Source organism: Clostridium sp. AM43-3BH, from assembly GCF_003479985.1.
GTDB classification, from domain to species: Bacteria; Bacillota; Clostridia; order Lachnospirales; family Lachnospiraceae; genus Otoolea; species Otoolea fessa.
The window spans coordinates 257,556-284,102 of record NZ_QUIH01000001.1; the positions used below are offsets into that span (position 1 = coordinate 257,556).

Here is a 26,547-nt window from a genome sequence, read left to right on the forward strand (position 1 = left end):
ATGTATTTAAAGAGTATTGAAATACAGGGTTTTAAGTCATTTGCCAATAAAATTCTGTTTGAGTTCCACAACGGAATCACGGGCATCGTCGGGCCAAACGGCAGCGGCAAGAGCAATGTCGCCGATGCAGTGCGCTGGGTGCTCGGTGAGCAGAGAAGCAGGCAGCTGCGCGGCGGCACGATGCAGGACGTTATTTTTGCTGGTACGGAGCTTCGAAAACCGCAGGGATTTGCCTACGTGGCGATCACACTGGATAATGCCGATCACAAACTTCCGATTGAGTACGACGAAGTCACGGTTTCAAGACGTCTTTACCGTTCTGGTGAGAGTGAATATAAGATTAATGGAACGAGCTGCCGTTTAAAAGATATCAACGAGCTCTTTTACGATACGGGTATCGGTAAAGAGGGATATTCCATCATCGGACAGGGGCAGATTGATCAGATTTTAAGCGGGCGGCCGGAGGAACGGCGCGAGCTGTTTGACGAGGCGGCTGGAATCGTGAAATTCAAGCGGCGCAAGGCGATCGCACAGAAGAAGCTGGAAGATGAAAAACAGAACCTGATCCGCGTGACGGATATTTTGTCCGAGCTGGAAAAACAGGTAGGACCGTTGGAACGGCAGTCGGAGGAGGCGAAGGAGTATCTGCGTCTGCGGGAAGAGCTGCGCTGCCTGGACGCCAACCTGTTTTTGGCAGAATCGGAGGAATTGAAGCGCCAGATCCGGGAAGTGGAGCAGAAAGAGATGATTCTGACCGGCGATCAGGAGAGTGTGCGGGCGGAATCGGAGACACTGAAATCGCAGTACGAATTGCTCGGAACCGAGCTGGATGCGCTGGATGCGGCGATTGCCGCGGATCGTGAGGCGTGTAGCCGGGAAGACCTGGAACGCCAGGAGAAGACCGGACGGATCGGGGTTCTCAGAGAGCAGATCCGGACGGAGCAGATGAACGAAGAACATATCCGCAGCCGGATGGCGTCGATCGACGGCGAAATGCATCAGAAAGAGGAAGAACAGGCGGAATATGAGTCTGAAAAACAGGCACTAAATGCATCGGTGCAGACGATTGAAGCAAAACAGCAGGAAGCGGAGGCAGCAGTCCGTTCGATGGACGAGGCGGTCAGCCGGACGGAAACCTTGATCGAGACGGCAAAAGCCGAGATCATGGACGCTTTGAACCAGAAAGCGGAACTTGCCGCCCGCCGTCAGCGCTATGAGACGATGCTGGAGCAGGCGGATGTGCGTCGGGCGGAAGTGACGCAGAAGCTTTTGAAATTCAAGAGCGATGAGTCGGTTCAGGAAGAGCAGAAAAAAGAAGAAGAAGCCAAATTAGGGAAGGTGCGGGAATGTCTGGAAGCGTTTTCGGCGCAGGAAAAAGAGCTGCAGGAGCAGACGCGCACGGAGGAAGAACAGGAACGCCGCCTGAACCAGAAACTTTCGAGCCTTCAGCAGGATTACCACACGAACCGGACGAGGCTGGAATCGATGCGGAATCTGGCGGAGCGCTACGAGGGCTACGGCGGCAGTATCCGCCGCGTGATGGAAGTCAGGGACCGTGTTCCGGGCATTCATGGCGTTGTGGCGGATTTGCTCAGCACGACGAAGAAATATGAGACGGCGATCGAGACGGCGCTTGGCGGCAGCATCCAGAACATTGTGACGGATTCCGAGGAGACGGCGAAACGCCTGATTGAACATCTGAAAAAGAACCGGTATGGCCGTGCGACGTTTCTGCCGCTGACCAGCATGGAACGCCGCCAGAGTTTTGGACAGCCGGGGGCGCTGAAAGAAATGGGTGTTCTTGGACTGGCAAGCGAACTGGTCTCTGCGGATGAGAAATACAGCGGGCTGGTGTCCTATCTGCTGGGACGCGTGGTCGTGGTGGATCAGATCGATCATGCGATTGCGCTGGCAAAGAAATACCGCTATTCTCTCCGGATCGTGACGCTGGACGGCGAGCTTTTAAGCCCTGGCGGTTCGATGACCGGTGGTGCATTCAAGAACAGCAGCAATCTGCTGGGACGACGCCGTGAGATCGAAGAACTGGAAGCTGCCTGCAAAAAGGCATTGGAACAGGTGGAAGCGGTACAGAAGGAGCTGGCAGAGACGGGGCGCAGGCTGACGGAAGCGAAGAGAACACTGGCATCCGTCCAGGAGAGGCGCCAGCAGATGCAGATCCAGCAGAATACGTTGGAACTGACGATCTGCCAGCTAGAGGCGAGACGGCAGGAGATTGCAGATTCCTCGCAGGATCTGTCTTCAGAAAATCAGGAACTCGAACTGCAGGTAGGCGATCTGCGCGGGGCGCTGCGGGAGCTGCAGACCGAAGAGATGAAGCTTGAAACGCTAAGCAATGAGAAGAACCAGTACGTGGAAGAGCAGCAGACAGGTCTTGAGACGGCGAAAAAGCAGCGTGGGGAAGCGGCGGCAGCCCTTTCGGAGATACAGCTTGGGCATTCCCAGGCGGAGCAGAAGGGCGCGTTTATCGAGGAAAATCTGCGCCGTGTATTGCAGGAGCAGGAACGTCTCCGGGCAGAGAAAGAGAAACTTTCCGGCGGTCACGCGGACAGCAGCGAGACGATCGCTGCCAGAGAGCGCGAGATTGCAGCGCTGGAAGCCGAGATACAGGCGTCCGGGGACAAGCGGACGCAGATGGAACTGGTAATCCAGAACAAGCAGCGTGAGAAGGAAAAAAAGGCGGGGCGGCAGAAAACTTTCTTTGATAAAAAGGAAGAGCTGAACGAACGTCTCCAGCTTTTAGACCGCGAGAACTTCCGTCTTCAGAATCAGAGAGAACGCCTGAATGAGCGCCTGGAGTCGCAGGTCGATTATATGTGGAGTGAGTATGAGCTTACGTATTCGCGCGCAGAAGAGCTGCGGAAGGAAGAGCTGACCTCGATTCCAGAAATGAAGCGGTCGATCAATGAGAAAAAGATGGAGATCCGCGCCCTTGGGAATGTCAATGTCAACGCGATCGAGGACTACAAGGAGATATCCGGCCGCTACGAATTTATGAAAAACCAGCATGAAGATCTGGTAGCGGCACAGGCAGCGCTGGAAAAAATTATCGAGGAGCTCGATGAAGGAATGCGGCGTCAGTTCCGGGAAAAATTTGGTGAGATCCGCCGCGAGTTTGATAAAGTATTTAAGGAATTATTTGGAGGCGGAACGGGTACGCTGGAGCTGTCGCAGGAAGAAGATATTCTGGAGGCAGGCATCCAGATTATTTCACAGCCGCCGGGCAAAAAACTGCAGAATATGATGCAGCTCTCCGGTGGAGAGAAAGCATTGACGGCGATCGCACTGCTTTTTGCAATTCAGAACTTAAAACCATCGCCATTCTGCCTGCTTGATGAGATTGAGGCGGCACTCGACGATTCCAACGTAGATCGGTTTGCCGGGTACCTGCATAAGCTGACGCGCTACACGCAGTTTATCGTCATCACCCACCGAAGAGGCACGATGGTGTCGGCAGACCGCCTGTACGGTATCACGATGCAGGAAAAAGGTGTGTCCACGCTGGTATCGGTCAGCCTGATCGAGGCGCAGATGGAGCGGGAAGAGGAAAAAGCAGAATTATAATTGCAAAAAAGAGCTCAGAAATAGAAAAGGAGGCGCAGCCATGGGAGAGAAGAAAAAGGGTTTTTTTGGCCGTCTGGTAGAAGGGCTGACGAAAACGAGAGATTCCATCGTAAGCGGAATTGATTCCGTATTCAGCGGTTTTTCCGCGATCGATGATGATTTCTATGAGGAGATCGAAGAGACGCTTATCATGGGCGATCTAGGTATCCAGACGACGATGGCGATCGTCGAGGATCTCCGGAAAAAGGTAAAAGAAAACCACATCAAGGATCCGGCAGAGTGCAAGGATCTTCTGATTGCCAGCATCAAGGAACAGATGGATCTGGGCGAAAATGCCTACGAATTTGAAAACCGCAAGTCGGTTGTGCTGGTGATCGGCGTCAACGGCGTCGGGAAGACGACCTCGGTCGGCAAGCTGGCGGGTCAGTTAAAGGATCAGGGCAAGAAGGTCATTCTGGCGGCGGCGGATACATTCCGTGCGGCAGCGATTGAGCAGCTGACGGAGTGGGCAGGACGCGCGGGCGTTGAGCTGATCGCCCAGCAGGAAGGTTCTGATCCGGCAGCTGTTATCTACGATGCGATCGCGGCGGCAAAATCAAGAAATGCCGATGTGCTGATCTGCGACACGGCAGGTCGTCTGCACAACAAGAAAAACCTGATGGAAGAGTTAAAGAAGATCAACCGGATCATCGACAAAGAATATCCGGACGCTTACCGTGAGACATTGGTTGTCCTTGACGGAACGACCGGTCAGAACGCGCTTGCACAGGCAAAACAGTTTATGGAGGTGGCGGATATCACCGGCATCATCCTGACGAAGCTGGATGGCACGGCAAAGGGCGGTATCGCGGTTGCGATCCAGTCCGAGCTTGGTATTCCGGTTAAATACGTCGGAATCGGCGAAAAAATCGACGATTTACAGAAATTCGATGCGAATGATTTCGTCAATGCACTGTTTAAGAGAAATGAAGCATTGACAGAGAATGAATAAAGCTAAAAATAGTTGAGCATGCCACGGCTGAAACTGGTTTGGCGGAGAACAAATCTGCTTAAGCCGTAGATTCAGATAAACAGGACACACCCGGCAGATTGTCTGGTCAGAGAACCGGCAAAAGCAGGGCGCATTCTGAGAAATACGGATAAATGGAGGAAAGACAATGAGTGAGACAATAAAGGAAGAGACAGCAGAGGCAGTACAGGCTGAGCCGCAGGGACTGACGCTGGAGAAATTCGAAGAAGCAACTGAGGTTGTCAGCAAGGTTATTTCCGAGACAAAACTGGTTTACAGTGAATATTTTTCGAATTTGACCGGCAATAAAGTATATTTAAAACCGGAAAATATGCAGTATACAGGTGCTTACAAGGTAAGAGGTGCATTTTATAAGATCAGCACCCTGAGCGATGAGGAGAAACAGCGCGGTCTGATCACCGCATCGGCTGGAAACCATGCACAGGGCGTTGCATACGCGGCAAAACTGGCTGGCTGCAAGGCAACGGTTGTTATGCCGACGACCACGCCGCTCATGAAGGTAAACCGTACCAGAAGCTATGGCGCAGAGGTGGTTCTTCACGGCGATGTATTCGATGAGGCGCTGGCATATGCAAATGAGCTGGCAGCGGAGCACGGATATACCTTTATCCATCCGTTCAACGATCTGGACGTAGCCACCGGTCAGGGAACCATCGCGATGGAGATCATCAAAGAGCTTCCGACCGTTGATTATATTCTGGTTCCGATTGGCGGCGGCGGACTCTGTACCGGTGTTGCAACGCTGGCAAAACTGCTGAATCCGAAGATCAAAGTGATCGGTGTAGAACCGGCAGGTGCAAACTGTATGCAGGAATCCCTGAAAGAAGGAAAAGTAGTGACTCTCCCGAGCGTCAACACAATCGCGGATGGTACTGCCGTTAAACGCCCGGGCGATCTGCTGTTCCCGTACATCCAGATCAATGTGGATGATATCATCACCATCGAGGATTCCGAGCTGATCGTGGCATTCCTTGATATGGTAGAAAACCACAAGATGATCGTTGAGAACTCCGGTCTTCTGACTGTGGCGGCTCTGAAACATCTGAATGTGAAGAAGAAAAAAGTCGTATCCATCCTGAGCGGCGGCAACATGGATGTGATCACAATGGCATCCATCGTACAGCATGGTCTGATCCAGAGAGACCGTGTATTTACCGTATCGGTATTGCTGCCGGATAAGCCAGGCGAACTTGCAAAAGTCGCAACCCTGATGGCAGAAGAGCAGGGCAATGTCATCAAATTGGAGCATAATCAGTTTGTCAGCATCAACCGCAACGCAGCAGTGGAGCTGCGGATCACCGTTGAGGCGTTTGGTACGGATCACAAGAATAAGATAGTGGAAGCGCTCAAGGAAGCAGGCTACCGTCCGAAGCTGGTAAAATCCAAAAATATCTATGATGTCTAAGGCGGAAATGAAAAGCAGTGTAGATAGAGCAGACAGGGGAGAATTGAAATGAAGCGGGAGAAATATGAGCCGGTGTTAAAAAATATTTCCTATTTTATAAAATGGGCGGAAGGCGCGATTGTGATTGGAATTGTGAGCGGCTGCATCGGCACGGCATTTGGAAAATGCGTCCTATGGGTGTCGGCATTCTTTCAGAGCCACCCGTGGATGGTCTTTCTGCTGCCGCTCACCGGTCTTCTGGTTCTGGGTGTTTACCATGTGCTGGGAGAGAGTAATAACCGGGGCACAAATATGGTGATCGAATCGATCTATTCGAACACAGAGATCAGTTTTGCGACTGCCCCGGCAGTCTTTGCAGGAACACTTCTGACGCACCTGGGCGGTGGTTCTGCCGGACGGGAGGGCGCGGCGCTGCAGATGGGAGGAAGCATCGGAACCCAGATCGGAAAATGGCTGAAATTTGATGAGAAAGATAAGAAAATTGCGGTCATGTGCGGCATGAGCGGTGTGTTTGCCGCCTTGTTTGGCACACCGATGGCGGCGGCGATCTTTTCGATGGAGGTTATCAGCATCGGCGTTATGTACTATGCAGCGCTGGTTCCATGTGTCTTTTCTGCCTTTACGGCGGCGGCGCTGGCGAGGTTCTGGGGACTGATGCCGGAGCAGTTTGCGATTGGTGCGGTTCCTGCGTGGAGTATTGAAACAGCGATCGTGGCTGTCGGTCTGGCGGCTGGCTGCGCGCTGGTGTCGGAGCTTTTCTGCATCACGCTTCACACAACGGAACATCTCTACAAAAAATATCTTCCATCGCCGGTCTGGCGGATTCTATCCGGCGCGGCGATTGTGATTGTTTTGACGCTTCTGACCGGTTCGACCCGCTATAACGGAAGCGGTGTCTCCCTGATTGAAAAATGTTTCGAGGGCGAGGGGCTTCCATGGGATTTCCTGATGAAAATTCTCTTTACGACGGTTACGCTGGAGGCAGGCTTCAAGGGAGGCGAGATCGTGCCGACCCTGACGATCGGAGCGGCGTTTGGCAGTTTCTTTGCGTTCCTCTTTGGACAGCCGGTCGGTCTTATGACCGCCTGCGGTATGCTGGGACTCTTTGTGGGAGTCACAAACTGCCCGATCTCAACGCTTCTGCTGGGCTTTGAGCTTTTTGGCTATGAGGCGATGCCGTTTTTCGTGCTGGTGATTGCAGTCAGCTTTAGTTTCTCTGGTTATTACAGCCTGTATGCGAGTCAGAAATTTATCTACTCGAAGACGAGGACGGAGTTTATTAACCGGAAGACGAATAAATAGGTGGAAAATGCTCACCATAATTTTGATTTTTTACTTTTGAATACCACAAAAAGGGTTCCAATTTATCTTTGGAACCCTAAAATGTCATGCTTTAAAGAAATTCATGAATCTACGTGCTCTATCATGATTTATTCATGAAAATCCTGCGGTTTCTCATCACGGAAATCGAGCAGGGCGCGCGGTGCAACCTGCAGAACACCTGCAATATCAAAGAGACTCTCTAAGGAAAGACTCGTTTTCATGTTCGGTGCCTCGATGTTAGATATATGAGTCCGGCTTAAATCGGTCGCCTCTGCTAAAGCCATCTGGCTCATGCCGCGGAGTTTGCGGTAATAAGCGATGTTGAGACCTATCTGACGGTAATATTTTTCATAACGGTTTGTCTGCTGCTTGTTAATTTGTTTTTGATCGATTGCTGTCATATTTTTCAAGTGCCTCCCCGATCCGAAAGAATCATGCGTTATTGTTATTTCAGAGATAATAAATAATTACAACTGATATAACTATTGTAGCTGGAAATTGATTTTTATCAAACAATATAATGATTCAAATTTGCAATGTTATAAAATGCATATCCAATAAAATAATGCACATACATGGATTGCACCTAGGAAGGCTGTTAAATAATGCACAGAAAAAGATTGCAGAGGATAAGTGCAGATAAATAATGAGAAACTGGGGGCAGAGTGAGAGCGGCGGGAAAAGGTGAAATAGAAAAAAAGTAAAACGGGCGCTAAAATTTGAGAAAAAATGAAAAACAGGGCGAAGAATCCGTATACAGAAAGGCGTTTGGGGAAAATGATGAAAGGATGCACAGGATTTACGAAAATTCTATCGCACATTCGGATTTTTTGTGGTAGAATATCTTTGATAAGGTGACGCAGCTTTTTACGGTCATCACAGATAAAATGTACATCAGAACGTACATATAGACAGGGAGAACCGAATTATGGAATTAAAGCGGGTATTACTGAAGCTGAGCGGAGAAGCGCTGGCAGGCGACAAGAAAACCGGGTTTGATGAAGCAACGGTCAAGGAAGTAGCCAGACAGGTTAAGACGGCGGTCGATGACGGAATCGAAGTAGGTATCGTGATCGGCGGCGGAAACTTCTGGAGGGGCCGCCAGAGCAATGCAATCGATCGGACCAAGGCGGATCAGATCGGAATGCTGGCAACGGTCATGAACTGTATTTACGTGTCGGAGATCTTCCGGAGCGAGGGTATGATGACACAGATTCTGACACCATTTGAGTGCGGTTCCATGACGAAGCTGTTTTCAAAGGACAGAGCCAATAAATATTTCTCAAAGGGTATGGTCGTATTTTTTGCAGGTGGTACAGGCCATCCGTATTTCTCAACTGATACCGGCGTAGCGCTGCGTGCGATTGAGATGGATGCAGACTGCATTCTTCTGGCCAAGGCGATCGACGGCGTCTATGACAGCGATCCGAAGATCAACCCGGATGCAAAGAAGTATGATACGATCACGATTCAGGAGGTGATCGATAAGCAGCTGGCGGTCGTAGACCTCACAGCTTCCATCATGTGTATGGAAAATCACGTTCCGATGGCAGTATTCAGCCTGAATGAAAAAGACGGAATTGTAAATGCAATGCGCGGAAAAATTAACGGTACAGTGGTTACCGCATAACTAGGAGGATTTTATGCAGGAGAGATTAAAAGTTTACGAAGAGAAGATGAATAAGTCCTATGACGCACTGCTGAATGAGTATACATCCATTCGTGCTGGACGTGCGAACCCGCATGTACTGGACAAAATTAAAGTAGATTACTACGGCGCACCGACCCCGTTACAGCAGGTGGCAAATATCTCTGTACCGGAGCCGCGTATGATTCTGATCCAGCCGTGGGAGAAGAAGCTCATTAAGGACATCGAGAAAGCGATCCTGACTTCCGATCTGGGTATCAACCCGAACAACGATGGAAGTGCAGTACGCCTGATTTTCCCGGAGCTTACTGAGGAACGCCGTAAAGATCTGGCAAAGGATGTTAAGAAAAAGGGCGAGGGCGCGAAGGTTGCAGTCCGCAATATCCGCCGTGATGCAAACGACCTGTTAAAGAAGCTGGAAAAAGGCGGCGAGATCACCGAGGACGAGCTGGCAGATGGCGAGGATCAGATCCAGAAGCTGACTGACAAGATGATCGCAAAGGTTGATAAAGCAGTAGAAGAAAAAACAGCTGAGATCATGACTGTATAAAAATACAATAGAGTTTAAATGTAAAAATCAGGCTGCCTCAAGCAGGGCTGGCCGGCATTGCAGATGCGGATGGCCGGCTGGTCCTGTTTTCTGGCTATTAAGGGAATATTATGGAGGAAAACTGGATGGAAAGGGACATCGAAAACCTGGTAATTCCGCAGCATGTCGCTCTCATTCTGGACGGCAACGGCAGATGGGCGAAGAAGAGAGGTCTTCCGAGAACCGTAGGTCATAAACAGGGGTGTGTGACGGTTGAACAGACGGTTGAGGATGCAGCGAGACTGGGAATCCGTTATCTGACGGTATATGGTTTTTCAACGGAAAACTGGAAGCGTTCTGCTGAAGAAGTAGGGGCGCTGATGCAGCTCTTCCGTTTTTATCTGAAACGGCTTTTAAAGATTGCCAAAAAAAATAATGTAAGAGTCAAAATGATCGGCGACCGCACGCGCTTTGACAGCGATATCATCGAGGGCATCAACCGCCTGGAAGACGAGACGGCGGCAAACACGGGCATGACCTTTGTGATCGCAGTCAACTACGGCGGCAGAGATGAGATCACGCGCGCGGTGCGCCATATGATGATGGACTGTCAGGACGGAAAGCTGGTGCCAGAGAACGTGACAGAGCAGACCGTTGCGTCTTATTTAGATACGGCGGGCATCCCGGATCCGGATCTTCTGATCCGCACCAGCGGCGAGATCCGCCTGTCCAATTATCTGCTGTGGCAGCTTGCCTACAGTGAGATTTATATCACGGACTGCCTGTGGCCGGATTTCAACCGCGACGAGCTTATAAAGGCAATTGAGCAGTTCAATCAAAGAGACAGACGCTTTGGCGGAGTCAAGGCATAAGGAGGAGTTGCCATGTTCAGAACGAGGCTGATAAGCGGGATTGTGCTTGTAGCACTCGCGATTTTACTGGTTACAAAGGGCGGTGTCCTTCTGTACTGTGTGACCGCCGCGATCTCCCTGATCGGTATGTTTGAGCTTTACCGGGTTATGGGGATTGAGAAAAAAGCGCCGGGCATCGCCGGGTATCTGGCGTGTCTGGGATATTATGGGCTGGTGTGGTTTGAAGGGCAGCATTATGTGACGCTGCTTGCGATTGCAGCCCTGATGGTGCTGATGAGCATTTACGTGTTCACGTTTCCGAAATATGGGACCGAGCAGATTACAGTGGCATTTTTCGGCATTTTTTATCTGGGAATTATGCTTTCCTACCTGTATCAGGTGCGGGCAATGGTGGACGGAAAATACCTTGTCTGGCTGATCTTTTTAAGCTCCTGGGGCTGTGACACCTGCGCATACTGCGCGGGAATGCTCCTTGGAAAACACCGTCTGGCACCGGTTTTAAGCCCGAAAAAATCGATCGAGGGCGCCGTCGGCGGTGTGGTCGGATCGGCTCTGTTAGGCTGCATTTATGCATATTTCTTCGGTGCGAAGATGGACGAGGTCAGCAATCCGATGGTGGCATGCGCGGTGGCGTGTGCGATTGCGGCGGTCATTTCCCAGATCGGGGATCTGGCGGCGTCGGCGATCAAGCGGAACCACAATGTCAAGGATTACGGAAACCTGATTCCGGGACACGGCGGCGTGCTGGATCGGTTCGACAGCATGATTTTTACGGCACCGGCGATTTATTTTGCACTGACGTTTTTACGATAAAACGGAAGCATGTATGAAAATACAGAAACAGGAGAATAAGAAATGAAAAAAATTGCGATACTTGGATCAACCGGATCGATCGGAACACAGACATTGGAAGTGGTCCGGGCGAATAAAGATATAGAAGTAACGGCTTTGGCGGCTGGAAGCAATATTGATCTTCTGGAGAAACAGATCCGGGAGTTCTCTCCGAAGATCGCGGCGGTCTGGAACGAGGAAAAAGCAAAAGAACTGAAAGACCGTGTGCGCGATCTGGATATCCGTGTCGAGAGCGGCATGGATGGACTTCTCGCAGTGGCAACGGAGCTGGGTGCGGAGATTGTGGTGACAGCGGTAGTCGGAATGATCGGTATCCGCCCGACGATCGCAGCGATGAATGCTGGAAAAGATATTGCACTTGCAAACAAAGAGACCCTGGTAACGGCCGGGCATATCATTATGTCGCTGGCAAAGGAGAAGCATGTCCGCATTCTGCCGGTGGACAGCGAACACAGCGCGATTTTCCAGAGTTTAAACGGTGAGACGGGAAATAAGATCCACAAGATTCTCCTGACAGCGTCCGGCGGACCGTTCCGCGGATGGACGAGAGAGCAGATGAAGAGTGTGCAGGTCGAAGATGCGCTGAAACATCCGAACTGGACGATGGGGCGCAAGATCACGATCGACAGTTCCACGATGGTAAACAAAGGTCTGGAAGTTATGGAGGCGAGATGGCTCTTTGGCGTGGAGATGGATCAGGTGCAGGTGGTTGTGCAGCCGCAGAGTGTGATTCATTCAATGGTAGAGTACGAGGACGGCGCGGTGATAGCGCAGCTCGGCACGCCGGATATGAAGCTTCCGATCCAGTATGCGCTGTATTATCCGGAACGCCGCTTCCTGGCGGGCGACCGGCTGGATTTTGCAAAGCTGGCACAGATTACCTTTGAAGCGCCGGATTTTGAGAATTTCCACGGACTTTCCCTGGCATACAAAGCCGGACGGCGCGGCGGCACGCTTCCGACCGTGTTCAACGCGGCAAATGAGCGGGCAGTCCAGAAATTCCTCGATCGCGAGATCGGATATCTGACCATCACTGATATGATTGAGGCGGCGATGGAACACCACACCGTGAAAGAGAATCCGACGGTCGAAGAGATTCTGGCAGCAGAACAGGAAACCTATGATTTTATAGAGAGCAGGTGGTAGATTGGTAAGTTTGCTGGCGGCGCTGATTGTATTCAGCCTGATCGTGCTGTTTCACGAATTTGGACATTTTTTATTGGCAAAACGGAGCGGAATCTGCGTCGTTGAGTTTTCGCTCGGCATGGGTCCTAGACTTTTCAGTTTTGTGAAAGGCGGGACGCGGTACTCGCTGAAGCTGCTTCCGTTTGGCGGTTCTTGTATGATGCTGGGGGAAGATGAAGGGTATGATGCGCCGGATGAGACGGAAAAAGGGAGTTCCTGCGATCAGAACCAGAGTCTGACAGATGGAAAAACGGATCGGCTCCTGCTGCCTCCGGGCGCAACGGGGACTTATTTTAATGCGGTTTCTGCCTGGACACGTTTTAAAGTCGTGGTGGCAGGGCCCGTATTCAACTTCATTCTGGCGTGGTTTTGCGCCTTTTTCGTAATCAGCTGTGTGGGCTTTGACCCGGCATCGGTTGTCAGTGTTGAGGACGGCTATCCGGCACAGGAGGCGGGGCTGCAGGCGGGCGATACGATCGAGCGCTTAAATGGTACGCGCACCTATCTGTACCGCGATGTGCAGACGTATCTGCAGTTTCATCCGGGAAAGAGTGTCACGGTGGAGTATGTGCGGGATGGGAAATCCTACACGACGCAGATGGTTCCGCACTATTCTGAGGAAGCGGGACGCTATCTTATTGGAATCAGCGGTGGTGTTTACCAGAAACCGGCGTCCGTGATTCAGACGGCGCAGTATAGCTTTTATGAAGTGCGCTATTGGATCCGTGTGACGTTCAGCAGCCTTGGCATGATTCTGAAGCGGCAGGTCAGCTCGAACGATATCGCGGGTCCGGTGAGGATTGTGTCGATGATCGGCACGACGGTCAAGGAGAGCCAGAGCTACGGACTTATGATTGTGCTTGTCAATCTGGCCAATATGTGTATTCTGCTCAGCGCCAATCTGGGTGTCATGAACCTGCTTCCGGTTCCGGCGCTGGACGGCGGACGGCTTGTATTTATCATTCTGGAGATGCTGCGCGGCAAGCCGGTTGATCCGGAAAAAGAGGGCATGGTCCATATGGCGGGCATGGCGGCGTTGATGACGCTGATGTTATTTGTATTGTTTAATGATATTAGAAATTTATTGTAATAATTCATGTAACTGTTCAGTAGGTCTGCGCATTTACTGCGCTGACCGTACGAAAACATGGACCAGCAGGCAAAAATCCCATTGCCGTAGGCAATTTTTGATGGATTTTTGCGCGTGACTGTGAAGGTACTGAACAGTTACTAATTCATTTGATTCAAAGGCATGAAAGATTCGCTCGAAAAAGGCCGGAAATTTTGTGTCGGAGAAGAATGGTTTGGGAGGAACGATATGGGATACCGGGACGAGACGAAAGTGGTGCAGATTGGAAAACGACAGATCGGCGGCGGCAATCCGATTCTGATCCAGTCGATGTGTAATACGAAAACAGAGGATGTGAAGGCGACCGTCGAGCAGATTCTGGCGCTGGAGCACGCGGGCTGCGATATTATTCGTGTGGCAGTGCCGACAATGGAGGCGGCTGCTGCCCTGACGGAGATTAAACGCCAGATACATATTCCATTGGTGGCGGATATTCATTTTGACTATCGTCTCGCGATCGCGGCGATCGAGTGCGGCGCGGACAAAATCCGTATCAATCCGGGAAATATCGGTTCCAGAGAGCGGATCCAGGCGGTGGTTGACAAGGCAAAAGAGTATGGCGTGCCGATTCGTGTCGGCGTCAACAGCGGTTCTTTGGAAAAGCCATTGGTAGAGAAATATGGCGGCGTGACAGCGGAAGGACTCGTTGAGAGTGCACTGGATAAGGTTGCCCTGATTGAGCAGATGGGTTATGACAATCTGGTTATCAGCATCAAATCTTCGGATGTTATGATGTGTGTAAAAGCACATGAACTAATTGCAAAAAAGACTCATTATCCGCTGCATGTCGGTATCACAGAGGCGGGAACTGTGATTGCGGGCAATATCAAGTCAGCGGTCGGTCTGGGACTGATTTTGAGTCAGGGAATCGGTGATACGATCCGCGTGTCCCTGACAGGCAGCCCGCTGGAGGAGATCAAGTCGGCAAAGCTGATTTTGAAGACGCTGGGCCTTCGCCGGGGAGGCGTGGAAGTTGTTTCATGTCCGACCTGCGGACGCACGCAGATCGACCTCATCGGTCTGGCAAACCAGGTGGAGACGCTGGTACAGGGATATCCGCTGGATATCAAGGTTGCCGTCATGGGCTGCGTGGTCAACGGACCGGGCGAGGCGAAGGAAGCCGATCTCGGTGTAGCCGGCGGTATCGGCGAAGGACTTCTGATCCGCAAGGGCGAGATTGTGAAAAAACTGCCGGAGAGTGAACTTTTACCGGCGCTCAAAGCGGAGCTTGACCGGATGGTGGAAGAGAAAAAAGCAAAGGAATGATAGAATGAAAACATTTCTGGAGGTATTTCCAGATTTACATATTGCGGAAAATGTGCGGGGACTGCTTGAAATGGTCGGGATCGAGAAGATCTCGACGAACCGTGACCGGAGCGTGATCCGCGTCTACATCGACAGCCCGCGCCTGATGCACAAGCAGAGTATCTGCGATCTGGAAAAAGGCATCAAGGATCAGTTATTTCCAGGCAAGCGGGTGACGATCAAGATTTTGGAGAAATACCATCTGTCCAGCCAGTATACGCCGGAAAAACTCATGAATGTGTACCGGGACAGTATTTTGATGGAGCTGAAAAATTACAGTATCCTTCTTTATAATATGTTCCGTAAGGCGGAGATGGATTTTGAAGAAGAAGGATACCTGAAGCTGTCGCTGGAGGACACGATGATCGTGCGCGATAAGGCACCGGAGCTGGTGCGGATTCTGGAGAAAATCTTCACCGAGCGCTGCAATGTGCCAATGGTTGTGAAGACTTCCTACCGTCCGGTTGAGAGGAAGAATACTGAGCCGGAGATCATCTACATGAAGCCGCAGGCGGCAGGCGGAAGCGGCGCGGCTGCCGGAGCAGCAGGTGCCAATGAGGCGTATATGGAACCGTCGGGGGCAGAACCTGCCTCTGGCGGTGTCGATCTGCCATTTGACGAGGGAAAGACTGTTTTAAAACCGGTTGGTAAGCTGAAAGCCGGGGGGAATCCGGCAGGAGGCAGAAACCAGGCAGGCAGCGCAAATGCTGGATCTGGCAAGGGCGGCGAGTACCGCCGTTCGGGCTATATGAAGAAATCCGACAATCCGGATGTGCTGTTTGGGCGCGATTTCGATGAGGAGGCGAGCCCGATCGAGGAGCTGGAAGGCGAGGTTGGGCAGGTTGTCATCCGCGGAAAGATCCTGACCTGCGAGCTAAGGGAGCTCCGCAGCGGCAACACACTGTTTATGTTTTCGGTAACGGATTTTACAGATACAATCGGCGTCAAGATCTTTGCACGGGAAGATACGCTGGATGATTTGAAGACGGCGACCAAGGCGGGACAGTTTGTCCGCATCAAGGGTGTTGCCAACATTGATAAATTTGACGGCGAGCTGACGATCGGTTCGGTTTCCGGCATCAAGAAATGCGAAGATTTCACCAGCAAGCGGATGGACAACAGTCCGGTCAAGCGAGTGGAGCTTCACTGTCACACAAAGATGAGCGATATGGACGGTGTTTCCGAGGTCAAGGATATCATCAAACGTGCCAAACAGTGGGGCATGGACGCGATCGCTGTTACCGACCACGGCTGTGTGCAGGCGTTTCCGGATGCGAACCATGCGGTCGATAAGGGCGAAAACTTCAAGATCCTCTATGGTGTTGAGGGCTATCTCGTCGATGATATGAAGGAACTGGCGGAGAATGAGAAAGGACAGACGTTAGATCACACCTGCGTTGTATTCGATATCGAGACGACCGGCTTCAGCCCGATCAAGAACCGCATCATCGAGATCGGCGCGGTGCGTGTGACGGATGGAAAGATTGTGGACAAATTCAGCACATTTGTCAACCCGGAAGTGCCAATCCCCTATGACATTGAACAGCTGACAAGCATCAACGACGGCATGGTAATCAGCGCGCCGACGATCGAAGAGGTTCTGCCGGAGTTTCTGGCATTCTGCGAGGGTGCGGTCATGGTCGCGCACAACGCGTCGTTTGATATCAGTTTCATCAAAGAAAATGCGAGACGGCAGGGAATCACATTCCAGCCGACCGTTCTCGATACGGTTTCGCTGGCGCGTGTCCTGCTGCCGAACCTGAACCGCTTCAAGCTCGACACAGTAGCGAAAGAGCTTAAAATTTCCCTCGAAAACCATCACCGGGCGGTCGATGATGCGGGGGCGACGGCAGAGATTTTTGTCAAGTTTATCGAGATGTTAAAGGCTCGTGATATCGAAAATCTGACGCAGCTCAACGAACTCAGCAAAATGACGCCGGAAATGATCCGGAAGATGCCGACCTACCATATTATTATTTTGGCGAAGAATGATGTCGGGCGAATCAACCTGTACCGGCTGATTTCCCAGTCAAACCTGACGTATTTTGCAAAACGTCCGCGGATTCCAAAGAGTCTGCTGGCGAGCCACCGCGAGGGGCTGATTCTTGGGTCGGCGTGCGAGGCGGGCGAGCTGTTTCAGGCGATCCTGCGCGGGGTTCCGGAGGAGGAACTGGGAAAAATAGCGAATTTCTACGATTATCTGGAAGTGCAGCCGCTTGGAAACAACGCATTTATGCTGCGGGATGAGAAAAGTTCGGTCAACACCTGGGAGGATCTGCAGGATCTGAACCGCAAAGTGATTGAACTTGGCGAACAGTGGAACAAGCTGGTCTGCGCGACCTGCGACGTACATTTTCTCGATCCGGAGGATGAGGTCTACCGCCGTATCATCATGGCGAGCAAGGGCTTTAAGGATGCAGACGATCAGGCACCACTGTATCTGCGGACCACCGAGGAAATGCTGGGGGAATTTGAATATTTAGGCAGCGATAAGGCGGAGGAGATCGTTATCACAAACACGCGCAAGATCGCGGCGATGTGCGAGCGTATTTCCCCGGTACGCCCGGACAAGTGTCCGCCGGTTATTCCGAATTCGGATGATACGCTGCGTACCATCTGCTACAACCGTGCACATGATATGTACGGCGATAAGCTGCCGAAGATGGTAGTCGATCGGTTGGAGCGGGAACTTCACTCGATCATTTCCAATGGATTTGCCGTTATGTATATCATCGCGCAGAAACTGGTTTGGAAGTCGAATGAGGATGGATATCTGGTTGGTTCGCGAGGATCCGTTGGTTCCTCACTGGCGGCGACGATGTCTGGTATCACGGAGGTAAATCCGCTGAGTCCGCACTACTATTGTCCGAGTTGCCATTATTACGATTTTGATTCAGAAGATGTAAAAAAGTTTTCGGGTATGGCGGGCTGTGATATGCCGGATAAGATATGTCCAAAGTGCGGCAAACCGCTGAAAAAAGACGGGTTCGACATCCCGTTTGAGACGTTCCTGGGATTCAAGGGCGATAAGGAGCCGGATATCGACTTAAACTTTTCCGGTGAATATCAGAGCCGGGCGCACAGCTACACGGAGGTCATCTTTGGAAAAGGACAAACCTTCCGTGCGGGGACGATCGGTACGCTGGCAGATAAGACAGCGTATGGTTTTGTGGCGCATTATTATGAGGATAAAGGAATCCGTAAGCGCCGGTGCGAGATTGAGCGCATCGTGTCCGGCTGCGTCGGTGTGCGGCGTACCACCGGACAGCATCCGGGCGGTATCATCGTACTGCCCCTCGGAGAGGAGATTGACACGTTTACACCGGTGCAGCACCCGGCGGACGATATGACGACACGTACCGTCACGACGCATTTCGATTACCACTCCATCGACCACAACTTGTTGAAACTCGATATTCTCGGACACGATGATCCGACCATGATTCGTATGCTGCAGGATTTGACGGGACTCGACCCGGTTAAGGATATTCCACTGGATTCGAAGGAGGTCATGAGTCTCTTCCAGAACACGGAGGCGCTCGGTGTCACGCCGGAGGATCTCGGCGGCTGTAAGCTCGGGGCGCTTGGCATTCCGGAGTTTGGTACAGACTTCGCGATGCAGATGTTGATCGATGCCAAACCGAAATATTTTTCGGATTTGGTGCGGATTTCCGGTCTGTCCCACGGTACGGATGTATGGTTAGGAAACGCGAAAGACCTTATCCTGAGCGGACAGGCGACGATTCAGACGGCGATCTGTTGTCGAGACGATATTATGATTTATCTGATTCAGAAAGGACTCGAAGAGGGACTGTCCTTTACCATCATGGAGTCTGTCCGAAAAGGAAAAGGACTGAAACCGGAGTGGATCGAGGAGATGAAAGCTCATGATGTGCCGCAGTGGTATATCGATTCCTGCCTGAAAATCAAGTATATGTTCCCGAAGGCGCACGCGGCGGCTTACGTTATGATGGCGTGGCGTGTGGCGTACTGTAAGGTATTTTACCCGCTGGCGTACTATGCGGCATATTTCAGCATCCGTGCGAGTGGATTTACCTACAAGCTGATGTGCCAGGGGCGCGATAAGCTGGAGTACCATCTGGCGGAATACAAGAGCCGGTCGGATTCTCTTTCCAAGAAAGAGCAGGACACGCTGCGCGATATGCGTATCGTACAGGAAATGTACGCGCGCGGATTTGAGTTCATGCCGATCGATATTTACCGGGCAAAAGCCCGCAATTTCCAGATCATAGACGGAAAGCTGATGCCGTCGTTAAGCAGTATCGACGGACTCGGCGAGAAAGCGGCAGACGCGATTGTTTTTGCGGCGGAGGACGGAAAGTTCTTGTCAAAGGAGGACTTTATCAACCGCACCAAGGTTACGAAGACGGTGTGCGATCTGATGGCAGAGCTGGGAATTCTGACGGGGCTGCCGGAGAGCAATCAGCTTTCGCTGTTTGATATGGTAATGTAAAAGAGCCGTACTAAAAAATGCGCTCAATTACTATAAAATTATTTTAAAACAAACATATGAAGGAGAAGAAAAATGAAACGTTCAATGGAAACAACGTGCATTCAGGGCGGATGGCAGCCGAAAAATGGAGAGCCGAGAATTCTGCCGATCTATCAAAGTACAACCTTTAAATATTCAACCAGTGAGCAGATGGGAAGACTCTTCGATCTGGAGGAAAACGGATATTTTTATACCCGTCTGGCAAATCCGACCAACGATGCAGTCGCAGATAAGATCCGTGAGCTGGAGGGCGGCGCGGCAGCAATGCTGACATCCTCCGGACAGGCGGCAAACTTTTATGCGGTATTTAATATCTGTGGCGCGGGCGATCATCTGGTCTGCTCGGCAACCGTATACGGCGGCACATCGAACCTGTTTGTCGTTACGATGAAAAAAATGGGCGTTGATGTTACGTTAGTTGACCCGGATGCGCCGGAAGAGGAGATCGAGAAGGCGATCCGCCCGAACACAAAGTGTATCTTCGGTGAGTCGATCGCAAACCCGGCTCTGGTAGTGCTGGATCTGGAAAAATTTGCCCGGATTGCACACAGAAATGGTATTCCATTTATTGTAGATAATACGTTTGCAACTCCGATCAACTGCCGTCCGTTCGAGTGGGGCGCAGATATTGTAACGCATTCTACTACAAAATATATGGATGGACATGCGATGACCGTCGGTGGCTGTATCGTGGACAGTGGCAACTTCGACTGGGAGGCACATGCAGACAAATTCCCGGGTCTGACAACGCCGGATGAGTCCTACCACGGCATTATTTACACGAAGAAATTCGGTAAGGCGGCTTATATCACCAAGGCAACCGCACAGGTAATGCGTGATCTCGGTTCCATCCCGTCCCCGCAGAATTCCTTCTTATTGAATATCGGTCTGGAGACGCTGCATCTGCGTATGCCGCGCCATTGTGAGAATGCACAGAAGGTAGCAGAGTATTTACAGAGCCGTGAAGATGTGGCTTGGATCAATTATCCGGGACTTGAAAATGATAAATACCATGCACTGGCGCAGAAATATATGCCGAACGGTACATGCGGCGTTATTTCTTTCGGCTTAAAGGGCGGTCGTCAGGCAGCTGGCGAGTTCATGGATAAGCTGAAACTGGCAGCCATCGTAACCCATGTTGCCGATGCGAGAACCTGCGTGCTGCATCCGGCAAGCCATACTCACCGTCAGCTCTCCGACGAGCAGCTCAAGGAGGCGGGCGTTGATCCGAGTCTGATCCGCCTGAGTGTCGGAATTGAGAATGTGGATGATATCATCGAGGATATCCGTCAGGCGCTGGAGGACTAAAATGCCAAGAATGGCGATATAACAGCTTTATGCCGGGTATCCGTGAGATGTTTCAATGCGGTTGTTAAAATGAGCGCTTACAACGACAGGTCAGTCGGGATGACACATAAATCTGTGTCAGTCTCCGGCTGACCTCTTGTTTTATTTGCAAAAATCTGTCATACTATGAGAGATGGCACTGTAGTTTTAAATGATATGGCAGATGCCTGATGAACGAGATAGAGAAATGGACTGGTAGAAAATGGAGAAAATACTTAAAAAATTGAAAAAACTGCTGCGTCTGATCTTCGGGCGTACCACGCTGGGAACGCTGTTTCTGCTGATACAGATTCTTGTGCTCTTTGCCGGGTTTAACTGGTTTAGAGAGTACCTGATCTATATGTATGGCGGATCTGCGATACTCAGTGCCCTGATATTGATCTATATTATCAGCGATGAAGGAAACAGCACGATCAAGCTGTCCTGGGTTGTGCCGATCCTGGTATTTCCGGTGTTTGGAACACTGTTTTATCTGTTTTTGACGCTGCAGCCTGGCACGCACCGTATTAATCGGCGGATCGAGGAGGTTGGGACAAAACTGCGTCCATATCTTTTACAGGATCCGGAGGTGCTGGCACACTATGAGAGCATCAGCGCCAGTGGCGGCAATCTCGTCCGCTATATGAACCAGTACGGACGTTTCCCGGCGTATGAAAATACGGGGGCACGCTATTTCCCGCTGGGAGATGATATGTTTCCAGTATTATTGGAAGAACTCAAAAAAGCGGAACATTTTATATTTATGGAATATTTTATCGTAGAACACGGCGTGATGTGGGATGCGATTTTACAGATACTGGAGACGAAGGTCGCCGAGGGCGTGGAAGTCCGTTTCATGTACGATGGCATGGGAAATCTCTTTACGCTGCCGCACGGCTATGAGAAGGCGATGCAGGAGAAGGGCATCCAGTGTAAGATTTTTGCGCCGGTGCGTCCGGCTCTCTCGAGTTACCAGAACAACCGCGATCACCGGAAGATCTGCGTGATTGACGGTCATACTGCGTTTACTGGAGGTGTGAACCTGGCGGATGAGTATATCAACCAGCGGGTGCGCTTCGGGCACTGGAAGGACACGGCAGTCATGATCAAAGGAAAAGCCGTGGATAGTTTTACGATGATGTTTCTGCAGCTCTGGGATGTGACGGAGCGGGATGGCGAGGAGTACCGCCGATTTTTATGTCCGCCGGAATTTCATATGCCGGCGGGGATGGCATACGGCGGCTTTGTGATGCCGTATGCGGACAGCCCGCTCGACGGGGAAAATGTCGGCGAGTCGGTGTACCTCGATATTTTAGGGCGTTCACGCCGGTATGTGCACATCACGACCCCGTATCTGATTCTCGATGATACGACGCTGGCGGCGCTCAAGTTTGCAGCAAAGCGCGGCGTGGAGGTCATTATTATCATGCCGCATATACCGGATAAGTTATATGCGTACCTGCTGGCTCGCAGCTATTATGCAGAGCTTCTGCGGGCTGGTGTCCAGATCTATGAATACACGCCGGGCTTTATCCATGCGAAGATGTTTACGAGCGACGATGAGAAGGCGGTGGTCGGAACGATCAACCTTGATTTCAGAAGCCTGTATCTGCATTTTGAGTGTGCGTCCTATTTCTTCCGCAATGCGGTTGTGATGGATGTGGAAGAAGATTTCCAGAAAACACTTGCAAAGAGCGAGCGGATCACTCTGGAAAACTGCCGGAAGTATCCGTTTATCCGGCGGTTTGCGGGGAAGGCGCTGCGGATTCTGGCGCCGCTTATGTAGAACTTCAAAACGAGAGATATGGCATATTTATGTTTTCTTGAATGAAAAACAAGGATAAATAAGCAAAAAATGTGAGAGCAAATGACGAACAGGGAGAGATAAACGTATGGAATGGCACGATGGAAGACACCGCTGCTGCTGGGCGAATCCAAAGAATGAATTGTATATCCGTTATCACGACGAGGAGTGGGGAAAGCTGGTTCGGGATGATGCGAAGCTCTTTGAGATGCTGATCCTTGAATGCTTTCAGGCAGGGCTTTCGTGGGAGTGCATTCTCAATAAGCGGGAGGCATTCCGCGCCGCGTTCGATGAATTTGACCTGGACAAGGTGTGCGGTTACGACGAGGCGAAGGAGGAAGCACTCCGGACCGCCCCGGGAATTGTACATAACCGGCTGAAAATTCATGCCGCTGTCACGAATGCACGGATATTCCGGGAAATTCAGAATGAATATGGGAGTTTTGACGCGTATCTGACTCACTGGACAGGAGATGCGGTGATTCATGAGACAGGCAAGGTCAGCTCGCCGCTCTCAGATGCAGTGTCGGCAGATCTCAAAAAGCGTGGGATGAAGTTTGCCGGGACGGTGATTATTTATTCGTATCTGCAGGCGGTCGGGCGGATTGAGTCGCATGAGGATGGATGCTTTCTGGAATATAAGATGTAAAATAACAAGATGGCAGGTGCAGGGAAAAGAGCGTGCCAGGGTTTTTGTTTCATGGGAAATTATGTCCTATGAAACAAAAAACGCTCCGCGAGGATGCGCACTCGCGCGAAGCAGAAACATGTTGCAAGCGACCGCGCTTGGCGCGAGAATGTGCCAAGGCACATTCTTTTTCACGGGAGGACGGAGCGATGGATTCCGAGAATGCGAATAAGAGTAAGAAGAAAAAGACTTCAAACATAATACAGATCTGCATCGGCGTGCTGGCGGTTGTGCTGGCGGCACTGATTATCGTGATGATGGGAATTGTCTCCAGTATTCAGGGAACGGCGCGTGTGGTCAATTATGCGGGACTGGTGCGCGGAAAGACACAGCGTATCATTAAATTGGAAATTTCCGATCAGCCGGAGGATGGTATGATTCAGGATATTGAGGCCTTCGTCGACGGTCTGCGGAATGGCAATGGCGAACTGGGGCTGGTGCGCCTTGATGACGGGGCGTTTCAGAGTAAGATGCAGGAGTTGGAGGAGTACTTTGCCGCGCTTCACTATGAAATCCTGCGTGTCCGAGAAGTCGGCTATGAGAATACAGAGATCATTGATAAGAGCGAGCGGTTCTTTGAAATCTGTGATGAGGCGACGGGACTGGCGGAGGCGTATTCCCAGAGGAAGGCATCCTCGCTGACGGTAATTGAAAAATATATCACGATTGATATTATTGTTCTGATGCTTCTGATTGGATATGAATTTATCAAGGCGGTGCGCTTTGCGGCGATGAACCGTGCGCTGCAGAAAAAGGTGTATTTGGACAAGGCGACCGGACTCCCCAATAAGAATAAATGCGAAGAATTGCTGGATGATCCGGAACCGGCGGCAGAGAATGTGGGAGTATGCAGTTTTGACCTGAATAATCTCCGCCGAATCAACAACAGCATGGGGCATGAGGCGGGGGATGCCTACATCAGGCGGTTCGCCGTCTGTCTGCGCGCGTCCATGCCTGCGGAACAGTTCGTAGGGCGGGACGGCGGCGATGAATTTATTGCCGTTACGCATGGTCTGGATGAGGAGGCCATGCGGGAATGCCTCACCCATGTGCGGGAGGCGATGACAGAGGAGTCAAAGGGATATCCGGATATGCCGCTCAGCTATGCGGCCGGGTATGCACTTGCCAGTGATTTTCCGGGCAGCACGATGCGGGAGCTTTTCAGTTTTGCCGATAAAAATATGTATATCAACAAAAACCATGTAAAGCGCGAGGAAGCGGCAGCGGAAAAACGGCTGGATTTCCACCTGCTCAAGCTTTTAAACCGGTACGGGAGAAACTTTTCGGATTGTCTCTACTGCGACGCGCACATGGATACTTACCGGGCACTCCGTGCCAGTGCTGATTTCTTTCTGGCGTCAGACGGAAGCTATTCCGGTGCGGCGGAGCAGATAGCAGCGGAACGGGTGGCTCGTGCTGACCGCGCCCACATCCGCCAGAGCCTGCAGGTTTCAGAGCTTTCCGGGAAGCTGCAGGCGGAGGGAGATCTACTCGAATTGCAGTATGACACGAACGGTCAGGGACTCTACAGCCGCCTGACGCTGATCCCGGTAGATTGGGATGAGGAAGGAAAGCTGCATCATTTCCTGCTGGCATTTGAGACGATCCGGAAAAGTTCAGAAGGGCGGGCAGATGCGAAGGAACAGCTGACGCTTTATTATGAACAGCTCAAACAGTCGATTCTGGAAAATGACAGCTATGTGGATGCACTCCTGGATCTGTCGGATATGATATATACAGTTAATTTGACAAAGGATATTCTGGAGAAGAGTGTTGTCCTGAATGGAAAAGACGAGGAATGCCGGGAGCTATTTATGGACTATCCGCTGCCGTGTTCTTACCGTGATTATTGCAGTGAATATATGAAGATGGTCACCCAGGAGACCTTGGGAAGCTATCGTCTGGCAGATGATCCGGCTAAGCTGTTGAAGCGGTTTGAGGCAGGGGAGAAACATATTTCTGTGGAATACTGTATCCAGGAGGAAGATGGCACGATCTGCTGGGTACAGAAAACAGTTCTGATGACGCAGACGATCGTGTTTGATACGGAGCTTTCTTGTGAGATGCCGGTGGTTCATGCGATCATTCTTCTGCAGGATACGTCGCAGATGCACGCGCGGGATGAACAGGAGCACGCGCGCCTGCAGGCGGCATTTGATGAAATGAGGACGGCAAACCGGGCGAAAACAGATTTCTTAAGCCGCATGAGCCACGATATCCGGACACCGCTCAATGGCATTATCGGGCTTTTGAAAATAGATGAGGCACATTTTGATGATAAGGAGATGCTGATGGAAAATCACCGGAAAATGCAGGTGGCGGCGGGGCATCTGCTGTCCCTCATCAATGATGTGCTGCAGATGAGCAAGCTGGAAGAAGGAAAGATCATTCTGGCACATGATTATATTTCATTGGCAGAGATGACGCACGATATCGTGAGCATCATCATCGAGCGCGCGGTAGATGCGGGCATTCAATGGGAGTATGATAAAAGAAAAGCGGAGATTCCGTATCCGTATATTTATGGCAGCCAGCTCCATCTGCGCCAGATTTTCCTGAATATTTATGGAAACTGCATCAAATACAATCATCCGGGCGGAAAAATCAGTACCAGGGTGGAGGCGCAGGATGTACGGGACGGCTGGTGCGTCTATAGGTGGACGATCTCGGACACGGGAGTTGGCATGAGCCAGGAATTTCTGGACCACATCTTTGATCCGTTTGTACAGGAGAAAAATGATGCACGCAGTGTTTATCAGGGAACTGGGCTTGGTATGACGATCGTCAAAGGGCTGATTGAACAGATGCACGGAACCATCGAAGTGACGAGTGAGGTCGGCATTGGAACGACGTTTGTGGTGGAAATTCCATTTGAGATTGCACCGCCGCCGGAGGAGCTTCCGGTTAAGGAAGCAGCGCCGTCAGGAGATATTCACGGTTTGAAGCTGCTTTTGGCGGAGGACAATGAGTTGAATGCAGACATCGCGGAGACACTTCTGACCGATGCGGGTGCCCATGTCACGATTGTGGAGAACGGGAAGAAGGCATTAGACTGCTTTGAGGCGGCACCTCCGGGGACGTTCGATGCGATTCTCATGGATGTGATGATGCCGGTGATGGATGGTCTGGCTGCGACACGCGCGATCCGGGCGATTCCGCGGGCGGATGCAAGGCAGATTCCGATTCTTGCCATGACGGCAAATGCCTTTGAAGAGGATGCCAGGCAGTGCCTGGCGGCTGGGATGAATGTGCATCTGGCAAAACCACTGCAGATGGATAAGGTGGTAGCGGCGCTCATGGAGTGCTGCGGCAAAAAGAGGGATCTATAAAGTTTGGAAAGGGCGAAAAGGAACGCA

General features: G+C 51.3%; 17 protein-coding genes. 16 read left to right on the plus strand and 1 reads right to left on the minus strand.

From position 1 onward, the window contains the following. The 4 genes from smc (at position 1) to DW931_RS01145 (ending at position 7,319) form a co-directional block, all read left to right on the plus strand. Positions 1-3,582: a chromosome segregation protein SMC gene (gene smc, locus DW931_RS01130; protein ID WP_118626839.1), complete on the plus strand. Its 3,582-nt coding sequence runs from the start codon at positions 1-3 to the stop codon at positions 3,580-3,582. A 40-nt stretch (positions 3,583-3,622) separates the two neighbouring features. Continuing rightward, on the plus strand, positions 3,623-4,573 hold the full coding sequence (gene ftsY, locus DW931_RS01135; protein WP_118626840.1) for a signal recognition particle-docking protein FtsY: 951 nt from the start codon (positions 3,623-3,625) through the stop codon (positions 4,571-4,573). Positions 4,574-4,739: 166 nt separating this feature from the next. Then, on the plus strand, positions 4,740-6,017 hold the full coding sequence (ilvA, locus tag DW931_RS01140; RefSeq protein ID WP_022360456.1) for a threonine ammonia-lyase: 1,278 nt from the start codon (positions 4,740-4,742) through the stop codon (positions 6,015-6,017). A 48-nt stretch (positions 6,018-6,065) separates the two neighbouring features. Then, positions 6,066-7,319, plus strand: coding sequence for a chloride channel protein (locus DW931_RS01145; protein ID WP_118481760.1), 1,254 nt, complete (start codon positions 6,066-6,068; stop codon positions 7,317-7,319). Positions 7,320-7,447: 128 nt separating this feature from the next. Here the strand turns inward: DW931_RS01145 and DW931_RS01150 are convergent, their stop codons facing one another. Next, positions 7,448-7,741, minus strand: coding sequence for a helix-turn-helix transcriptional regulator (locus DW931_RS01150; RefSeq protein WP_022360458.1), 294 nt, complete (start codon positions 7,739-7,741; stop codon positions 7,448-7,450). 527 nt (positions 7,742-8,268) lie between these two features. On the opposite strand from DW931_RS01150, the gene pyrH reads away from it, so the two are divergent. The 12 genes from pyrH to DW931_RS01210 all read left to right on the plus strand — a co-directional run bounded on the left by pyrH (position 8,269) and on the right by DW931_RS01210 (position 26,520). Then, on the plus strand, positions 8,269-8,970 hold the full coding sequence (pyrH, locus tag DW931_RS01155) for a UMP kinase (RefSeq protein ID WP_106999774.1): 702 nt from the start codon (positions 8,269-8,271) through the stop codon (positions 8,968-8,970). 13 nt (positions 8,971-8,983) lie between these two features. Continuing rightward, on the plus strand, positions 8,984-9,538 hold the full coding sequence (gene frr, locus DW931_RS01160; RefSeq protein WP_022360460.1) for a ribosome recycling factor: 555 nt from the start codon (positions 8,984-8,986) through the stop codon (positions 9,536-9,538). 125 nt (positions 9,539-9,663) lie between these two features. Beyond that, positions 9,664-10,389 (plus strand): isoprenyl transferase, encoded by a 726-nt coding sequence (locus DW931_RS01165; RefSeq protein WP_117795278.1) that lies wholly within the window; start codon positions 9,664-9,666, stop codon positions 10,387-10,389. A 12-nt stretch (positions 10,390-10,401) separates the two neighbouring features. After that, positions 10,402-11,202, plus strand: coding sequence for a phosphatidate cytidylyltransferase (locus tag DW931_RS01170; protein WP_118467605.1), 801 nt, complete (start codon positions 10,402-10,404; stop codon positions 11,200-11,202). Positions 11,203-11,244: 42 nt separating this feature from the next. After that, a complete protein-coding gene (locus DW931_RS01175; RefSeq protein WP_118467607.1) occupies positions 11,245-12,387 on the plus strand; it encodes a 1-deoxy-D-xylulose-5-phosphate reductoisomerase in 1,143 nt (380 codons plus the stop codon). A gap of 1 nt (position 12,388) precedes the next feature. Next, positions 12,389-13,516: an RIP metalloprotease RseP gene (rseP, locus tag DW931_RS01180; protein WP_118467609.1), complete on the plus strand. Its 1,128-nt coding sequence runs from the start codon at positions 12,389-12,391 to the stop codon at positions 13,514-13,516. 228 nt (positions 13,517-13,744) lie between these two features. Further along, positions 13,745-14,821, plus strand: a complete 1,077-nt coding sequence (ispG, locus tag DW931_RS01185; protein ID WP_117795284.1) for a flavodoxin-dependent (E)-4-hydroxy-3-methylbut-2-enyl-diphosphate synthase — start codon at positions 13,745-13,747, stop codon at positions 14,819-14,821. Between the two features lie 4 nt (positions 14,822-14,825). Continuing rightward, the gene (locus tag DW931_RS01190; RefSeq protein WP_118467611.1) at positions 14,826-19,334 is read left to right on the plus strand and encodes a PolC-type DNA polymerase III; all 4,509 of its coding nucleotides are present in this window, start codon (positions 14,826-14,828) and stop codon (positions 19,332-19,334) included. A gap of 72 nt (positions 19,335-19,406) precedes the next feature. Further along, complete coding sequence (locus DW931_RS01195; RefSeq protein WP_118467613.1) at positions 19,407-20,681, plus strand: aminotransferase class I/II-fold pyridoxal phosphate-dependent enzyme; 1,275 nt, start codon at positions 19,407-19,409, stop codon at positions 20,679-20,681. Between the two features lie 241 nt (positions 20,682-20,922). After that, positions 20,923-22,485, plus strand: a complete 1,563-nt coding sequence (gene cls / locus DW931_RS01200) for a cardiolipin synthase (RefSeq protein WP_118481761.1) — start codon at positions 20,923-20,925, stop codon at positions 22,483-22,485. A 106-nt stretch (positions 22,486-22,591) separates the two neighbouring features. Further along, complete coding sequence (locus tag DW931_RS01205; RefSeq protein WP_118481762.1) at positions 22,592-23,152, plus strand: DNA-3-methyladenine glycosylase I; 561 nt, start codon at positions 22,592-22,594, stop codon at positions 23,150-23,152. A gap of 188 nt (positions 23,153-23,340) precedes the next feature. Further along, a complete protein-coding gene (locus DW931_RS01210) occupies positions 23,341-26,520 on the plus strand; it encodes an ATP-binding protein (protein ID WP_118481763.1) in 3,180 nt (1,059 codons plus the stop codon). The last annotated feature ends 27 nt before the right edge of the window (positions 26,521-26,547 follow it).